This is a genomic window from Sorangium sp. So ce321 (assembly GCF_051530195.1).
In the GTDB taxonomy this organism is placed as follows: Bacteria; Myxococcota_A; Polyangia; order Polyangiales; family Polyangiaceae; genus Sorangium.
This window is the reverse complement of the sequence record NZ_CP150329.1, coordinates 5,261,246-5,279,458: the sequence shown is the minus strand read 5'-3', so window position 1 is coordinate 5,279,458 and position 18,213 is coordinate 5,261,246. Positions and strand designations below refer to the sequence as shown.

Below are 18,213 nucleotides of genomic sequence, written 5' to 3'. Positions count from 1 at the left end.
GATTGTCCATGGTGTCGAACGCGTTCATCCTGCCCTCCGACGTGGTTGCCGGGGTCGCCTCGCCCACGTCGCGCGGCCGGCTCCGGCGCCGCGCAGGGTCCAGTTCCTGACGAGGGAGACAGGCAATGTCGCGATCTTCAGCAGTCCCGCAGCATCACGATCGGTTTCCGTACTCCGCCATCGTCGACCGCCCCCCGCTGCGCTGGCCAGACGGCGCACGGGTGGCGGTCTGGGTCATTCCCAACATCGAGCACTTCCTGTTCGATCGCCCGTCGAGCTCCATCACCGCGACGACCACGAGCCTCGTGCCCGATGTGCTCAACTATTCCTGGCGCGACTACGGCGTCCGCGTCGGCGTCTGGCGGCTGATGGAGGTGATGGAGAAGCACGGGGTCAAGGGCACCGCGGCGCTCAACTCCGACGTCTGCCTGCACTACCCTCGCATCATCGAGGCCGGCAACGCGCTCGGGTGGGAATGGATGGGCCACGGCACGACCAACTCCACGCTGATCAACGCCCAGCCCGAGGAGGAGGAGCGGCAGCTCGTGAGCTCCGCGCTCGACACCATCGAGCGGAGCACCGGCAAGAGGCCGCGCGGCTGGCTCAGCCCCGGGCTGAGCGAGTCGATCCGCACGCTCGACCTGCTCGCCGAGGCCGGCATCGAGTACGTCGCCAACTGGGTCAACGACGAGCAGCCCTATCCCATGCGGGTGAAGAGCGGCTCCGTGCTGTCGCTCCCGTACTCGCTCGAGCTCAACGACTTCGCGGCTTTCATCGAGCGAGGGCAGACCGGCGAGGCCTTCGCGCAGACGATCTGCGACCAGTTCGACGTCCTCTACGAGGACGGGGCCGGCTCGGGGCGCGTGATGGCGATCTGCCTGCACCCGTTCCTGATCGGGCATCCTCACCGCAGCAAGCACCTCGCCAGAGCGCTCGCCCACATCGCCTCGCGCCGCGAGGTCTGGCTGACGACCGGCGGCGAGCTCGCCGACTGGTACAACAGGAACTATCGGAACCGCTGACCGGCGTCGCCGCGCGGCGGCGTTTACGCCGCTCCCGGCCTCGTACTCGGCACGCGCCACGCCGCTCGACGAGCGGCGCGTGCTCGCCGGCGCTCCCGAACGACGGCGGCAGGCGCGTTATTCCGACCTCGCATCGTCATGCGATGCGTCAGGCACGACCGGTTCCACGGGTCCACATGCCGCGGCCAGATCGCAAGAACAGGATCACGACGGAGATCCCTTGATCCCGTCTCCGCGGGCAGCTTCTCAACATGGCAGGCGGCCACCAGCACATATAAGCTTCTCGAATCGCTCAATACCCGCGCGAGCGGACGGCGAGCTCGTCGAGTCGATCCATCAATCCCCCTCCAGAGGTCAACGCATGGCAATGGAACAGGACGAACAAAAGCTCACCCTCATCGGCCGCGTCGTCGATATCAACAACCTCGCTGCGGGCGAGGTGACGGCCGGCGTGGACAACGCCACGATCGAGGCGTGGGTGAGCACCACGCCGGCTCAGGTCATCGCCGCTGCCACGACCAGCTCGCGCGGCACGTTCACCATCGAGCTCGACGTGGCGGCGCTCCGCCCGCTCCTCGGCGGCCACCCTGTGTCGGGGTTCTTCCGTGTCTACCAGGGCAACCAGCTGCTCGTCGACACGAGGGATTCCTTGCTGTGGCGCGAGCGCTCGACCGACGCGCTGCGCGTCGCCGTCGACCCGGCAAACCCTGTGGGCACAGCGTCGCCGGCGCAATGGACCGTGCGCGGGCGGGTCACCACCCGGAGCGGCGCGCCGCTCTTCAACCCGATGGTCTATGTGTTCGATCGGAACCTCACCGTCTCGGGAGTAACGCTCACGCATCTCGGAGAGGCCGAGCCGGACGCCGCCGGGTTCTACCAGTTCGGCTACACCCGGAGCGAGCTCGGGCGCGCCGGGAAGCAATATGCAGATCTCGAGGTGCATGTCCAGGACAGCGAGACTCCGCTGGCCACCGCCCGCCTCTGCCACGCGCCGGCGACCGCCGTCCTCGACGTCGCGATCGACGACGAGCAGTCCTATGGGGTGCCCGAGCACTCGCGCGTCACGGACGCTGCCTTGCCCGCCCTCGGGGAGCGCTCGCTCGCGGCCCTCGACGAGGACAGCCTCGCCCTGGTGGCCTGCAGCTCCGGCGTGGATCGCGAGAAGCTCGCCAGGGCCGCTGAGGCGTCCAGGATGGCCGTCGGGACCAGCATCGACCCCGAGATCTTCTATGGCCTGCTCCGGTGGGGCCTCCCCGCCACCCGCGCGGAGCTGCTCTCGCGCGGCCTCCCGACGCTGCGCGAAGCCATCGCCTGGGCGTCCAGCGAGCGCGTCATCATGCGGAGGACCGAGGCCGAGATCGACGCGGTGCTGGCCCAGCTCAAGCCCCTCGTCGTGGCGAGCGCGTCCGAGGAGCGGACGGCCGGCGCGGGATCGCTGGACCAGCTGCTCGCGAGCGCCCTGCCTACCCCGAGCGACAGGCAGGTGGTGCTCGATCGTTACGTCGGGCTCCAGGGGAGCATCCCGGGCTTCTGGAACGGGCTCCGCAGCCCGGTGCCGCTCCTGTCGCAGAGCGCTGTCACGAACACCCAGCGAACGTTGCAGCTCGGCGCGGTGACGCGCGACCACCTGCCGCTGGTCAAGAAGCTGAACGAGCAGTTCGCGTCCGGCGCGGTGCAGTCGATGCGCGATCTGGCGCGGCGCGACGTGAGCGACTGGCTCGCCGTGCTCGACCAGACGGTCAACGGCGCGCCCATCGGCGTCCCCGCCAGCGTGCCAGGCGCCACGGCGCAGGAGAAGAAGCAGAACTATGCCTCGGTCCTGACCTGGACGCTCGAGAGGGAGTTCCCCAGCGCCGCCCTCGCCGGTCGCCTCGGCACGGCGGCCCCGGCCCTCGCCGACGCCGTGCGCTTCCTCAATGAGCAGACGAACTTCGAGCTCGGGACGACCCGGCTCCGCGCCTATCTCAGCTACACGCCGAACGCCCTCTCCTTCGCCGCGCAACCTGCCGTGGTGGCCACCCAGCTCGCCGGCATGGAGAGGCTGCACAAGATCACCCCCTCTGCCTCCGAGATCAAGACGCTGATGGGCTACGGGCTCGACTCCGCCCAGAGCATCGTCCGCATGGGGCGCGCCCGCTTCACCCAGCTCGCCGGCCCCGCGCTCGGGCAGGAGCGGGCGAGCGCCGTCTATGCGGGCGCGCGCAAGGTCACGGCGGCCTCCCACGCCCTCGTCGCGCGCAACCACGCCGCGTTCAGCGGGCCGCCGGTCCATGTGATGCTGCAGCATCAGCCGTTCTCACAGGAAGACGTCGAGCTCATCGCGGACTGGCAAACCCTCTTCGGTTCGCTGGATTTCGCCACGTGCGACCACTGCCGCTCGGTCTACAGCCCTGCCGCGTACCTCGTCGATCTCCTGCAGTTCCTCGAGCGCCAGCTCTCCACGGCGGCGTCCACCACGCCGAAGACCAGGTTCAATATCTTCGAGCAGCAGAACACGACGCTCCCGGGCAGCCTCAAGTCGGCCCGTGACGTGCTGCTCGATCGGCGGCCGGACATCGCCCGTCTGGAGCTCTCGTGCGAGAACACGGACACCACCGTCCCGTACGTGGACCTCGTGAACGAGATCCTGGAGTACGCCGTCGGGAACACGGCGCTCTCGCCCGACGTCGCCTTCCCCGATCACATCGCGACCACCGGCTCGGCGTCGGAGCTCGCCGCCCACCCTCAGCCGCTCCCGCCGTCGCAGCAGAGCGTCCACGACAAGGCCTACGAGCTCCTCGCCACGCAGCACTACCCGTGGCGGCTCCCCTTCAACCTGGGGCAGGAGGAGGCGCGCATCTACCTCGACCACCTGGGCGTGCCCCGCGCCCGCCTCATGGAGGCGCTCCGCCGCGGCAGCGGCTTCGAGCCCGCCGACTACGACGTCCAGCTCGCGCTCGAGCAGCTCCGCCTCTCCGGCGAGGATCGGAGGCTCCTCGACGGCAAGCCGCCTCCGGAGACCATCGAGCAGTCCGCCCCGTGGCTGCACTGGGGGCTCTCGCAGAACGGCAACTCGATCCCCGATCCCACCGGCGCGTCGCAGAGCCCGATCACGGGGAGCTGGGAGGCGGTGCTGCGGCACGTCGCGGTGCTGATTCACCGCCTCGCGATCACCTACGAGGAGCTCACGCAGATGCTCCACACGCGCCACGTCAACCCGAGCGGGCTGCTCCAGATCAGCGCGGCGGCGGGCGCCGACCCGCTGACCAGCAGGACATCGGAGCTGCGCATTCCGGCCCTGGAAGCGCAGGCGCTCCACCGGATGAACCGCTTCACCCGGCTGCGCCGCGCGCTCGGCTGGTCCGCGGCCGAGCTGGATCAGGCGCTCTCCGTGCTGGGCGCCGGCACGTCCGACGAGCAGCTGGTCAGGCTCGCGCAGGTCGCCTGGCTGCAGGCCGAGCTGCGCGTGCCCGTCATCGAGGCGCTCGCCTTCTGGGGGCCGCTCCAGACGCACGCCGGGCCCACATCGAAGGATCGCTCGCTGTACGAGCGGCTCTTCCTCAACAAGGCCGTGGTCAACCCGATCGATCCCGCGTTCCAGCTCAACAGCAGCGGCTCGGAGCTCGCGGACACGGGCCAGTCGCTCGCCGCCCACGCGCCCGCCATCCTCGCCGCGCTGCGCTTGAGCGCGGCCGAGCTGGCGCTGCTCACCGACGGCGTCGCGAGCCAGGCGGCGCTCGGCGTGCCGCCGCTCGTGGGCGGCGGCGCGATGAACCTCGCCAACCTGTCGAAGCTCTTCCGGGCCGCCTCGCTCGCCCGCGCGCTCAAGCTGCCCCTGCGTGACCTGCTCGCCCTGCACGCCCTGTCGGGCATCGACGTGTTCAACACGACCAGCCCGGCGGTGACCCGGCGGTTCGTCGAGGTGGCGCTCGCGGTGCGCGCGACGCGCTTCGGCGTGGCCCGGCTCGATCACCTCCTCCGCCACGTGGCGCAGCCCGCGAGCGGCCTCGGCCTCGAGCCGGCCCGCATCGACGCCGCGCTCGCGGATCTCACCGCCGGCCTCGCGCGGATCGCGAGCGGGGCGGAGCCGCCCGAGGGCGCTGGCGAGCCGCTCTCGGCGGAGCTCTTCGTGCGCCAGCGGCTCGGCGAGGAGCTCGACCTGGACGCGCCGACGATCGCGCGGCTCGTCACCGAGACGCTGCGCGCCGAGGTCGATCCGGCCCGCAAGGCGATCGCCGACTTCCTCGGCGGGCTCGGGGGCGGCCCCGTCCCCTCCGACGCGCAGCGGCGCCGCGCCTTCGTGCGCCTCGAGAAGATCGCCGACCTCATCCACCGGCTGAAGCTCACCGCCGACGAGATCCAGTGGGTGCTCGACCCGTCGTGGCTCGACCTGAACGACGTGCCCGTCGAGCCCACCCCGGCGCCGCCAGCCCTGCTGCTGGACGGCTGGTCGCGGCTCGCCGCCCTCCTGCGCGTGCGCGACGCGCTGCCCGCCGGCGCGGCGGCCCTGGCCGAGCTCTTCCGCATGCACGCGACGGGCGTGGACGCCGAGGGGCAGCCGGTCGACCTCCTGGCCGAGATCGCCAAGCGGACGGGCTGGCCGCTGGAGGACCTCTCGTCGCTCGCGGGGACGGGAGGGTGGTTCACGGCCGCCTTCGCGGGGCTCGGCCTCGATCAGCGGCTGGTGCGGCTCGCCGACGCGAGCGCCGTCCTCGCGCGGCTCGGCATGTCCGCCGCGCAGGTGCAGCCCTGGGCCGAGGCCGACGCGGCGCCCGCCGACGCGCGGGCGACGGCGGCCGACATCCGCAATGCGGTCAAGGCGAAGTACAGCGAGGAGGCGTGGTCCGCCGTCGCGCGGCCGCTGCGGGACGTGCTGCGCGAGCGCCAGCGCGGGGCGCTCGTGGAGTTCCTGGTCTGGAAGCAGGGCTACGCGAGCTCGAACGACCTCTTCGCCGCGCTCCTCGTCGACGTCGAGATGAGCCCGTGCCAGCTCACCTCGCGCATCAAGCAGGCGATCGGCTCGGTCCAGCTCTTCATCCAGCGCGCCTTCCTCCGCCTGGAGCCCAGCGTCGTCCTCGACGACGAGGCGGCCCACGAGTGGACGTGGCTCAAGAGCTACCGGGTGTGGGAGGCCAACCGGAAGGTCTTCCTGTATCCAGAGAACTGGATCGAGCCCGAGCTGCGCGACGACAAGACCCCTTTCTTCAAGGCTCTCGAAAACGAGCTCTTGCAGAGCGACCTCGACGAGCGCAGCGCCGAGCGCGCGTTCCGGGGCTACCTGGAGAAGCTCGATCAGGTCGCGCGGCCCGAGGTGATGGCGCTCTTGCCCGAGCAGAAGAAGCGCTACGTCCAGGGAGCCGCCGCCGCCCCCGACGTGCTGCACGTCTTCGCCCGCACCCGCGGCGCGCCGCACGTCCACTTCTATCGACGCCTCATCCGCGGCGCGACATGGACGCCGTGGGAGAAGATCGAGCTCGACATCCAGAGCGAGCACCTGTTCCCGGTCGTCCACGAGGACCGGCTGCTGCTCTTCTGGGCCATGCTCGAGGAGATCCCGAGGGAGGGTCAGGGCTCCAACCAGAAGGGGATTCCGCCCGTCACCGATGTCCAGATCAAGCTCGCGTACAGCGAGTACGAGGACGGGAAGTGGACGGCCCGGCGCGTCGTGGACGCGCCGCCGCTCCGCGTGCCCAACCTGAAGTCGCAGCAGGGCTTCGGCGCGACGCTCTACTTCCGGGCCTACTCGCGAGAGGGCGTGATCCAGCAGTCCAGCGAGATCGTGGTGGAGTGCCTCGATTCGCTGAGCGATTTCGTCGACGCCGAGCCCACCTGGACGCTGAGCTACCGGCGCGGCGAGTTCGTGACCTCCGGCTGCAATGGGACGTGGCGGCTGAACGACTTCACCTCCCAGGACCGCACGTTCCACCGGCGGCGGCCCGGCCAGGCGAGGCAGAACCGCATGGCGCTCGTCGAGTCGCCCTCGGTCTTCAACGACGGCCGGCTGTACGTGCCCGTCGGGATGATCAAATCGACGACGACCAAGGAGCTCACCGCGAACAGCGAGGTGCTCACGGTGCTCCGGAAGACCCCGGGCTCCTTCCGGCTCGTCCTGCCGCACGGAGACGAGGACTTCCTCGCCGACGCCCCGTTCGTCTACGAGGACGGCACCCGCAGCTTCCTCGTCACGCCCGTTCCCACGAGCTCGCCGTCGCTGCGCCTGGCCAACTTCGCCTTCCCCGGCATGCGCGTGATGGCATGGACCGACACCTCGAACATCGTCGCGACCGGGCGCCTCGAGGTGGAGGACTGGGCGAATCGCACCCACGACCGCGTGCGGATCCCCCAGATCTCTCCGCGCCACCAGCTGCGCTTCGAGACGTTCCAGCACCCTTACGTCTGCGAGATGATCAGCGAGCTGCGCCGCCATGGGGTCCTGGACGGGCTGCTCGACTGGTCGCGGAGCTCGCCGCCGCTGCAGCTCAAGAGCCGCGATTACTTCAGCAGCACGTACAGCCAGACGGCGGCGGTCAGCGGCCCGATACCCGTGGACAGGTTCAACTTCGCCTCGAACGACGCTTACGCCGCCTACAACTGGGAGCTCTTCTTCCACGCACCGCTGCTCATCGCTGACCGCCTGAGCGAGAATCAGCGCTTCGAGGAGGCGCAGCGCTGGTTCCACACCATCTTCGACCCGACCACCGGGTCGACGGATCCGGTGCCAGGGCGGTTCTGGAAGCTCCGCCCGTTCTACGAGTCCATGCAACCGATCGCGATCGATACGCTGCTCCTCGAGCTCGAGGCGAACAACCCGCAGGCCGAGGAGCTCGGGCGGCAGATCGACGCGTGGCGGCGCGACCCGTTCAACCCGCACCTGATCGCCCGGATGCGGCTCGCCGCCTACCAGAAGACGGTCGTGATGAAGTACATCGACAACCTGATCCGGTGGGCCGACCAGCTCTTCCGCCGCGACACGATCGAGTCGATCAACGAGGCGACGCAGCTCTACGTGCTCGCCGCCGACATCCTCGGCCCGCGCCCGCGGACCATCCCGCCGCGCGCGACCGCCGCGCCCAAGACCTACCGCGAGCTCGAGCCGCTGCTCGACGCGTTCTCGAACGCGCTCGTCGAGGTCGAGTCGTTCGTCACCTCGATCGTCGGCGCCGGGGGCGACGAGGGCGAGGCGCTGGTCCTGCCGAGCCTGCTCTACTTCTGCGTGCCGCCGAACGAGAAGCTCCTCGGCTTCTGGGACACGGTCGCCGATCGCCTGTTCAAGATCCGCCACTGCATGAACATCGAGGGGGCCGTGCGGCAGCTGCCGCTCTTCGAGCCGCCCATCGATCCGGCGCTGCTCGTGCAGGCGGCGGCGGCGGGGGTGGACATCACGACCGTGATCAACGACGTCAGCGCCCCGGCGCCGCACCACCGGTTCCAGGTGCTGCTCCAGCGGGCGAACGACCTGTGCGGGGAGGTCAGGTCCCTCGGCGCGTCGCTGCTCGCCGCGCGCGAGAAGCGCGACGCGGAGGCGCTCGCCGCGCTGCGCGCCGGGCACGAGGTGCAGCTGCTCGACACCCTGCGGCAGGTGAAGGAGCGCCAGGTGACCGAGGCGCGCGAGTCGCTCGCGTCGCTGCGCGCGGCGCGCGAGGTGGTCAGCCGGCGCCACGCGTTCTACCGCGACGTGGAATACATGAACCTGTGGGAGACCGGTCATCTGACGATGAGCGGCACGGCCGCGATCGCGCAGGCCGTCACCGAGCTGCTGATGGCCGGCGCGGCCGCCGCGCACGTGCTGCCCACGGTGACGGCGGGCGGGGCCGGCATGTCCAGCCCCGTCGCGCTCACCACGACGCTGGACGGCACCAAGCTGGGCGCGTCGGCGGAGGCCGGCGCCAAGGCGGCGTCCGTCGCCATCTCGCTCCTGCGCGAGGCGGCCGCGGTCAGCGCCACGATGGGCGGCTACCAGCGGCGCTGGGACGACTGGAAGCTGCAGGAGGACCTCGCGGCCCGCGAGCTCGCGCAGATCGACCGGCAGATCGCCGCCGCCGAGCTGCGCGTGACGATCACCGAGAAGGAGCTCGCGGCGCACGACCTCCAGACCGAGCAGGCCCGCGAGGCGCAGGCCTACCTGCGCGACAAGTTCACGCGCGACGAGCTCTACGACTGGATGGCCGGGCAGGTCGCCGCGGTGTACAGCCAGGCGTTCCAGCTCGCCTACGACACCGCCAAGCGCGCCGAGAAGGCGTTCCGCTTCGAGCGCGGCGTGAGCTCGTCGTCGTACATCCAGTTCGGCCACTGGGACAACCTGCGTCAGGGCCTGCTGGCCGGCGACCGGCTCAGCCTCGACCTCAAGCGCCTGGAGCTCGCGTATCTGGAGCACGACCGGCGCGAGCTCGAGCTCACGAAGCACGTGTCGCTGCTCCTGCACGATCCGGTCGCGCTGATGACCGTGAAGTCGACCGGCTCGTGCGTCGTCACGCTCCCCGAGGCGCTGTTCGACATGGACTACCCGGGCCACTACATGCGCCGCATCAAGAGCGTCAGCCTGACCTTGCCGTGCGTGACCGGGCCGTACACGGCGGTCAACTGCACGCTGCGGCTCCAGTCGAGCAAGGTGCGCTTCAACCCGGACGCGTCGGGCGACTACGCGGATCAGCCGGAGACCCACGTCGCGCAGGGGTTCACGCCGGTCCAGTCGATCGCGACCAGCCACGCGGACAACGACAGCGGGATGTTCGAGCTCAACTTCCGCGACGAGCGCTACCTGCCCTTCGAGGGCGCCGGCGCCGAGTCCACGTGGCGCCTGGAGCTGCCGCTCGAAGATCAGGCGTTCGACATGGACACCCTCTCCGACGTGGTCATCCACCTGCGCTACACGGCCCGCGACGGGGGCGTCCCGCTGCGCAACGCGGCGCGCGCCGCGCGCGACGGGTGGCTCGAGGGCGCGGAGGGCACGCCGCTCGCGCGGATGTTCAGCCTGCGCCAGGAGTTCTCCGTCGGCTGGCAGGGCTTCCTGGACGAGGCCGGGAATCACACCCTCGAGCTCGCCCTGGGCCCCGAGCGCTTCCCGTTCCAGCTCCGGAACAAGGAGCTCGAGATCGAGCGGGTCGAGGTTTACGTGAAGCTCAAGCCCGGAAAGGCGCTCTCGTTCGATATGCACCTGCAGCCTTCCCCCGGAAATCTCCAGGTGATCGATCTCCAGCTCCCGCCCGGCAGCACGGGTCTGGTCCGCAGCGACAAGCTTTGTCCTGGCGCGAGGACAGGGACCTGGGTGCTGTCGGCGCAGGGCGCCGCTCCGGCGGCGCCGGCCGCGGAGATCGACGATATCGCGCTGATCGTCCACTACACGGCTTCAGGGAGCGTGTGACCATGAGCCCTCGAGATCCCGAGCGAGACCCGCAGGCAAAGCCCGGCGCAGCCGCTGCGCCCAGGAGCTCAGGCGCGCAGGAGGCCGGGGGGCGCGCGCTGAAGCCCGTGGCCCCGCCCTCCCCGTCCCTCCCGAAGGGCGGCGGTGCGATCCGGGACATCGGCGAGAAATTCGCCGTCAGCGCCGCGACGGGCGCCGGCTCGCTCCAGGTGCCGATCGCCACGAGCCCTGGCCGCGCCGGGTTCCATCCGGAGCTGTCGCTCGAGTACGACTCGGGCGCGGGAAACGGCCCCTTCGGCGTCGGGTGGCGGCTTTCCGTGCCGCAGATCACGCGCAAGACCGAGAAAGGGCTGCCGCGCTACGACGATGCGCAGGAGTCGGACGTGTTCGTGCTCTCCGGCGCCGAGGACCTGGTGCCGGCGCGGCACGAGGACGGCACGCTCCAACGCTTTGACGACGGTGACGAGGTCGTGGAGCGCTACCGGCCGCGCGTCGAAGGGGAATTCGCGCGCATCGAGCGCCGCCGGCACCGGACCACAGGCGCGGTGTACTGGAGGGTGACCACCCGCGACAACCTCACGAGCGTCTACGGGCGCTCGGAGGGCGCGCGCATCGCCGACCCGGGGGCGCCGGCGCGCGTCTTCTCGTGGCTCCTGGAGGAGACGCGCGACGACCGGGGCAACGTGATCGCGTACGAGTACAAGGCCGAGGACCTCGCGGGCGTGACGCGCGCCGAGCCGCACGAAGCGCACCGGCACGCGGGGCTGTCCGCGATCGCGAACCGCTACCTCAAGCGGATCCGCTACGGGAACGTGGCCCCGGGGGACGCCTCGTCGATGCTCTTCGAGGTGGTCTTCGATTACGGCGAGCACGACGCGGCGGCGCCGGCTGTCGAGGAGGTGAACGCCTGGCCGTGCCGGCAGGACGCGTTCTCGACCTACCGCGCCGGCTTCGAGGTCCGAACCTACCGGCTGTGCCGGCGCGTGCTGATGTTCCACCGGATGGCCGAGCTCGGGCCCACGCCTTGCCTGGTGAGAGCGACGGACTTCGGGTACGAGCACAGCCCGGTGCTCACGCGCCTCGCGTCGGTGACGCACGCGGGGTACCTCCGCGACGCGGAGACGCTCGCGTACACGAGGTCGTCGTATCCGCCGCTCGAGCTCGGTTACTCGCTCCCTGAGCTCCATACCGAGGTGAAGGAGCTGGACAGGGCCAGCGCGGCGGACATCGCGGGTGCGCTGGAGGGCGCGCACCAGTGGGTCGACCTCGACGGCGAGGCGCTCCCCGGGCTGCTCGTGCGCAGGGACGAGGCGCTGCTTTACAAGCGCAACCTGGGCGGCGGCTCGCTCGGCCCGGCGCTCCCCTTGCCGACCCGTCCGTCGCTGACCCGCGGCGGACTGCAGGTGATGGACCTCGACGGCGACGGCCAGAAGGAGGTGGTCTTCCTCGAGCGGCCGGTGGCGGGCTACTTCGACCGCACCGAGGGCGGCACATGGGCCCAGTTCCGGCCGTTCGCCGCGCAGCCGGTGGTCGACTGGGCAGATCCCGATCTGCAGCTCGTCGACCTGAACGGCGACGGGCACGACGATATCCTCCTCGCGCACGGCGAGGTGCTGGTCTGGTATCCGTCGCTCGCGAAGGGTGGATTCGGCAGCCCCATCACGCTGCAGGCCCCGCGCGACGGCGAGAAGGGCCCGGCGCTGGTCTTCGCGGATCGCACGCAGACGATGTTCCTCGCCGACATGAGCGGCGATGGGCTCACGGACCTGGTCCGCGTCCGCAACGGCAGCGTCTGCTACTGGCCGAACCTCGGGTACGGCCGGTTCGGCGCGAAGGTGGAGATGGCGAGGGCGCCCTGGTTCGACCATCCCGACCAGTTCGACCCGCGCCGGATCCGGCTCGCGGACATCGACGGATCGGGGACGGTCGATGTCCTGTACCTGCACCGCGAGGGGGTGCGCATCTACGGGAACGAGGCGGGCAATGCGCTGGCGGCCCCGGCGCATGTCCCGGCGTTCGTGGAGCCTGACCAGCTCTCCTCGGTCGTCGCGCTCGACCTGCTCGGCACCGGGACGGGGTGCCTCGTGGGGTGGAGCCTCTTGCCAGGCTCCGCGGGGGCGCCGCTGCGGTACGTCGACCTGCTCGGCAGCAGGAAGCCGTATCTCTTGACCTCGGTGAAGAACAACCTCGGGCTCGAGACGCGGCTCACGTACGCGCCGTCGACGAAATTTTACCTGGCCGACAGGGCGGCCGGCCGCCCGTGGGTGACGAGGCTCCCGTTCGTGGTCCACGTCCTCGAGCGCGTCGAGGCCTACGATGCGGTCTCGCGGCGCCGCTTCGTCACCACCTACGCCTACCACCATGGCGACTACGACGGTGCGGAGCGCGAGATGCGCGGCTTCGGGATGGTCGAGCAGCTCGACACCGAGTCGTTCTCGGCCTTCAGCGGCGCGGGCTTCGCGCCGCCCCCGGCCAACGCCGATCCGGAGCTGCACCTGCCGCCCGTGCGCACCCGATCGTGGTTCCACACCGGCGCCTGGGTCGAGCGAGGAGAGCTCTCGTCGCGGTACGAGAGCGAGGTTTACGCCGGCGACGCGGGCGCGGTCCGCCTGGCCGACACCCTGCTTCCCGCGGGCCTCGCCGCCGTCGAGATGCGCGAGGCGTGCCGGGCGCTCAAGGGGCGCCTCCTTCGCCAGGAGGTCTATGCGCTCGACGGCTCGGCGCAGGAGCCCGACCCGTACCTCGTCACCGAGCACGGCTATTCGATCCGGCGCCTCCAGCCCGCCGTGGGCGGCGCGCACGCGGTGTTCTTCACCCATGCGCGCGAGTCGCTGGAGTACCATCACGAGCGCAACGCGAGCGATCCGCGCGTCAGCCACGCGCTCACGCTGGAGGTCGACGAGTACGGCGCCGTCAAGCGGACCGCGCAGATCGGGTATCGGCGCAGGGCCGCGTGGGCGGCGTTCCCCGAGCAGGAGCAGGGCAAGGCGGCGCTGACGGAGCGCGAGGTGGCGAACCTGGTCCCGAGCGAGGGCGGCGCCTACCGGCTCGGAGTCCCCCTGGAGAGCCGTACGTACGAGCTGCACGGCCTGCCGCTCGGCGCGGAGGGCGTGCTCTCCTTCGAGGCGGTGCTCGCCGCGGCCGACGCCGCGACCGAGCTCGCCTACGACGGCACGCCCGGCGGCTCGTTCCAGAAGCGCCTCTTGCAGCAGGTGCGCGCGACGTACTGGCGCGACGACCTCGCGGGGCCGCTGCCGTTCGGTCAGGCCGAGGGCAGAGCGCTCGCCCACGAGAGCTTCGCCAAGGTCCTCACGCCCTCGCTGATCACGTCCGTGTTCGGGGCACGCGTCACGAATGCCATGCTCGCCGAGGGCGGCCATGTCCAGCTCTCAGGCGATCCGGACACCTGGGTCTCCTCGGGGCACGCGGTGCCCTCGGCCGCCCACTTCTACCAGCCGACGGCGTTCGTCGATCCGTTCGGCAACACGTCGCAGGTCGTCTATGACGCGCATGGCTTGCTCGTGACGCAGGTGACGGATCCGCTGAGCAATGTCGTGTTTGCCGTCCCCGACTACCGGGTCCTCGCCCCCACGCGGATCACCGAGTTCAACGGCAATGTCAGCGAGGTGCGCGTCGACGCGATGGGCCGGGTCACCGCGCTCGCGCTGGGGGGCAAGCCGGGCGGCGGCGAGGGTGACACGCTCGACGACCCGACGGCCACGTTCGCGTATGATCTGGAGCGATTCCAGCTCACCGGCAGGCCGAACGTGGTGCACGCCCGCGCGCGGGAGCAGCACGGGGCGGGCAACCCGCGCTGGCTGGACACGTACAGCTACTCGGACGGCTCGGGCAACGAGGTGCTGCGGAAGGTGCGGGCGGAGCCGGGGCTCGCGCCCGAGCGGGACGCGGACGGCGCGCTGGTGCACGATGCGCAGGGCAACCTGGTGCTCGCGCACACGACCTCTCGCTGGGTCGGCACCGGGCGCACGGTGGTCGACAACAAGGGCAATCCGGTCAAGCAGTACGAGCCGTTCTTCAGCGCGACGAAGGAGTACGAGGACGAAGCCGAGCTCGTCGAGTGGGGCGTCACGCCGATCCTGCGGTACGACCCGCTCGGCCGGCTCATCCAGACCGATCTGCCGAACGGCACATTCTCCAGGGTGGTGTTCGACGCCTGGAAGCAGACCTCGCACGACCCGAACGACACCGTGCTCGAGAGCGCGTGGTACGCCGCGCGCCAGGCGCTGCCGGCGGGCGATCCCGAGCGCCGGGCCGCGGACCTGGCGGCTGCGCACGCCGGCACGCCGGCCGTCAGCCACCTGGACGCGCTCGGGCGGGTGTTCCGCGCGGTGGCGGACAACGGCGCCGAGGGCCAGTACGTCACGCAGACCACGCTCGACATCGAGGGCCAGCCGCTCGCGATCACCGATGCTCGCGGCAACCAGGCCATGCTGCATCGCTTCGGGATGGGCGGGCAGCTGCTCTATCAGAAGAGCAACGATGGCGGCGAGCGCTGGATGCTGGCGGGCGCGACTGGGCAGCGGCTCCGCGCCTGGAACGGGCGCGGCTTCGTCTACCGCTCTTCCTACGATGCGTTACGCCGGCCGACCCACGAGCACGTGCAGCCCGCCTCGGGCAGCGAGCGCCTGGCGCGCCGTTATGTTTACGGTGAAGCCCATCCCCAGGCGACGGCGCTGAACCTGCGCGGGCGGCCGTACCAGGTGTATGATGGCGCGGGTGTGGTGACCAGCCTGGCGCACGACTTCAAGGGCAACCTGCTGCAGGCCTCGCGCCGCCTGCGCAGCGACGTGCACGCAGACGCCGACTGGTCGGTGCTCGCGGCGCTCAACGATGTGGCCGCCATCGCCGCGGCCGCCGAGCCGTTGCTCGAGACCGAGAGCTTCGCGACGCAGACCGCGTACGACGCGCTCGACCGACCGACCAGCGTCACCGCGCCGGACACGAGCGAGCTCAGGCCCACCTACAACGAGGCAGGCCTGATCGAGCGCGTCGAGGCGCGCGTCCGCGGCGCGGTGACGTGGACGACGTTCGTCGACGACATCGATTACGACGCCAAGGGGCAGCGCGAGCGGATCGTGTACGCCAATGGCACTTCCACCGCGTACACCTACGATCCGCTCACCTTCCGGCTCTCGCGCCTGAGGACGACGCGCAGCGCAGACAGCGCCGTGCTGCAGAACCTCACCTATGTGTACGACCCGGCGGGAAACATCGTCGAGATCGGCGACAGCGCGCAGCAGACGGTGTTCTTCAACAACGCCGTGGTCTCGCCCAGCGCGCAGTACGTGTATGACGCGATCTATCGGCTGATCGAGGCGACAGGCCGGGAGCACGCCAGCCTCGCCGACGTGCAGCGCGACCAGAACGACATGCCCATCCAGTCGCTGCCGCACGAGAACGACGCCCAGGCGCTCCGGAGCTACACCGAGCAGTACGTCTACGATGCTGTCGGCAACCTGCTGCGGATGGTGCACCAGGCCGGTGCGGGCGCCTGGACCCGGCGGTATGCCTACGAGGCCACGAGCAACCGGCTGACCAGCACCAGCCTGCCGGCGGATCCGGTGAACGGGCCCTACAGCGCGACGTACGCGCACGACGACCACGGCAACATGACGGCCATGCCGCACATCGACGAGCTCACCTGGGACGAGAACGACCAGCTGCGGAGCACCGACCTCGGCGGCGGCGGGGTCGTCCACTACACCTACGACGCGACCGGCCAGCGCGTGCGCAAGGTCTGGGAGCACAGCGGCCTCGTCGAGGAGCGCATCTACCTCGGCAATTACGAGATCTACCGCAGGCGCAACGCGACAGGGCTCGTGCTCGAGCGGCAGACGCTGCACGTGATGGATGGCGCGCGGCGGGTCGCCATGGTCGAGACCAGGACCGTCGACACCTCGGGGCCCTTCACGGTGACGCCGCGCGTGCGCTACCAGCTCGACAACCACCTCGGGTCAGCGGTGCTGGAGGTCGACGCGGCGGGGCTCGTCATCAGTTACGAGGAGTACCACCCCTACGGCACGACGGCGTACTGGTCGGCCAGCAGCGCGGTGGAGGTGAGCCGGAAGCGCTACCGGTACACCGGCAAGGAGAAGGACGAGGAGACGGGGCTATACTACCACGGGGCGAGGTACTACGCGCCGTGGCTGGGGAGGTGGACGGCGGCGGATCCGGCGGGGATGGTCGATGGGCCGAACCTGTACGCGTACGTGAGGGGGAATCCAATCAGATTGAGTGACCCGAGTGGGAAGGAGTCCACGGACCAGCGCATCGCGCAGATGACCGACGTGCAACTGCACCGGCATCTCAAAGCTCTCTCTCCGGAAGCCCGCGCGGAGTTCACCGCATCCGCGGCGGGAAAATTCAAGGAGCGCGTTTCAGCCACGCTGGCCCGAGGAAAACTCGAATCGATCCGCACCGGCGTGACGACGGTTGAGCATGTGCGGCCACAGCCACCGGCGGAACCGACGCATTCCATAGCGCCGGGGCACGGTGATCCACTGCCGGGATCGGCCTACGTGGCTCCCGGGGGAGCCGACAGGAGTCCTGCCGACCGTTTGCCCGATCCAGTAACGAGGGCTGTCTACCGGTACCTGACAGAGGAGAACCCGACCGCCGGGAAGGTCGTGGAAGCATTTCAGATCGCCGGGGCCTTAGTTCATCTTGCATACGACCTCCGTTCGGTCAAATCGGCAATCAGCATCGGGAGTAAGTCAGTACCCATCGCCAGGGCGCCCGGAGATGGTTCCGTGGCACCTCTGCGTCCAGAGTCATCGTTGACACGGGCACAGCTTGAGGTGCATCGTCAACTGCCGACTCCCGGCTCCGTTGCATTATTGCCAAAGCGCAGCGTGTCAATGCCTTTGTTGCGCGAGATCGGTCGGGTGACTGGCGATGAATACTCAGTGTTTACGCTCGGAGGGCGTCGTTTGGTAATACGCGGGTATGGCAACGAGATTCGCGTGCCGGAAGCAATGGCATCCGAACTCAAGGCAGGGGCATACGGTCGTTGGTCTGGCCATACACACCCCCCCGCGTACAGTGTCGAAGCGAGCGTTGCCGATCGACAGTCGCTGCCGTCGGGTCAAACGCGGAGCGCCATCTGGGGAGACAGCCCCGGTCGTCCATCGGTTTTTTATGAAACGCCTTCCCAGGATGCCGTTTTCGAGGTAGAGCAGCGAAGAGAGCTGATGCGGAGATTTTACGAAGGGCGATGACATGACTCAAAGACCACGCATGGACGGCCAGACTGCAATGGCATTTGCAGCCGATGAGTTCGAGAAACGGCACCCCCGCGACACCTGGCCGGAGTGGGTACGGCCGTGTACATCGATCAGCTACAGCCGAGATCAGCGCGGGCATTACGTCGTATCGTTTGCGGTCTCGATGGAAGAGCCCCTTGGCGCCCATGAACACTGGGAGGAGCAAGACGGGGAGAAGTATATCGTGCGCGTAGACCCCAGCACTTCGGAAAGGTTTCGGGTGTTCAGGACGCCCTCTCGAACCGAGGTATATTTCCAGGTCGACGTAGATCCGGATACAGCAGAGGTCGTGGCTCTGCAAGACAGTGATCTCTTGGATATTGATGGTCGTAATTTGATGCGTGCAAAGAGGATCGCAATGAATTGACGCTCGCTGGTTCGTTACGTAGCGATCACGCAACATCCGTCCTTTGTAGATCTGACGTTGGCGGAAGCTCTCCGTGGTCAAGGACGAGGCCCTCTCTCGACCCGCCTTAACCCACTGTAAGTGGCGATGTAGATCCGCGGAAAGTTGGACGCGAACTCGACCACTCGACGAGGCTATGGCAGGTCAGCTGCTGAACGATGG

At 69.6% G+C, this 18,213-nt stretch carries 4 protein-coding genes; all 4 read left to right on the top strand.

Translation table 11 applies throughout. From position 1 onward, the window contains the following. Nucleotides 1-125: 125 nt before the first annotated feature. Entirely contained in the window at nt 126-1,022 is an 897-nt protein-coding gene (locus WME89_RS19515; RefSeq protein WP_438010623.1) for a polysaccharide deacetylase family protein, read from the top strand. Between the two features lie 361 nt (nt 1,023-1,383). Next, nucleotides 1,384-10,362, top strand: coding sequence for a neuraminidase-like domain-containing protein (locus WME89_RS19510; RefSeq protein ID WP_438010622.1), 8,979 nt, complete (start codon nt 1,384-1,386; stop codon nt 10,360-10,362). A gap of 2 nt (nt 10,363-10,364) precedes the next feature. Next, a complete protein-coding gene (locus WME89_RS19505; protein WP_438010621.1) occupies nt 10,365-17,600 on the top strand; it encodes a SpvB/TcaC N-terminal domain-containing protein in 7,236 nt (2,411 codons plus the stop codon). A gap of 19 nt (nt 17,601-17,619) precedes the next feature. Next, nucleotides 17,620-18,012: a hypothetical protein gene (locus WME89_RS19500; protein WP_438010620.1), complete on the top strand. Its 393-nt coding sequence runs from the start codon at nt 17,620-17,622 to the stop codon at nt 18,010-18,012. Nucleotides 18,013-18,213: the final 201 nt, after the last annotated feature.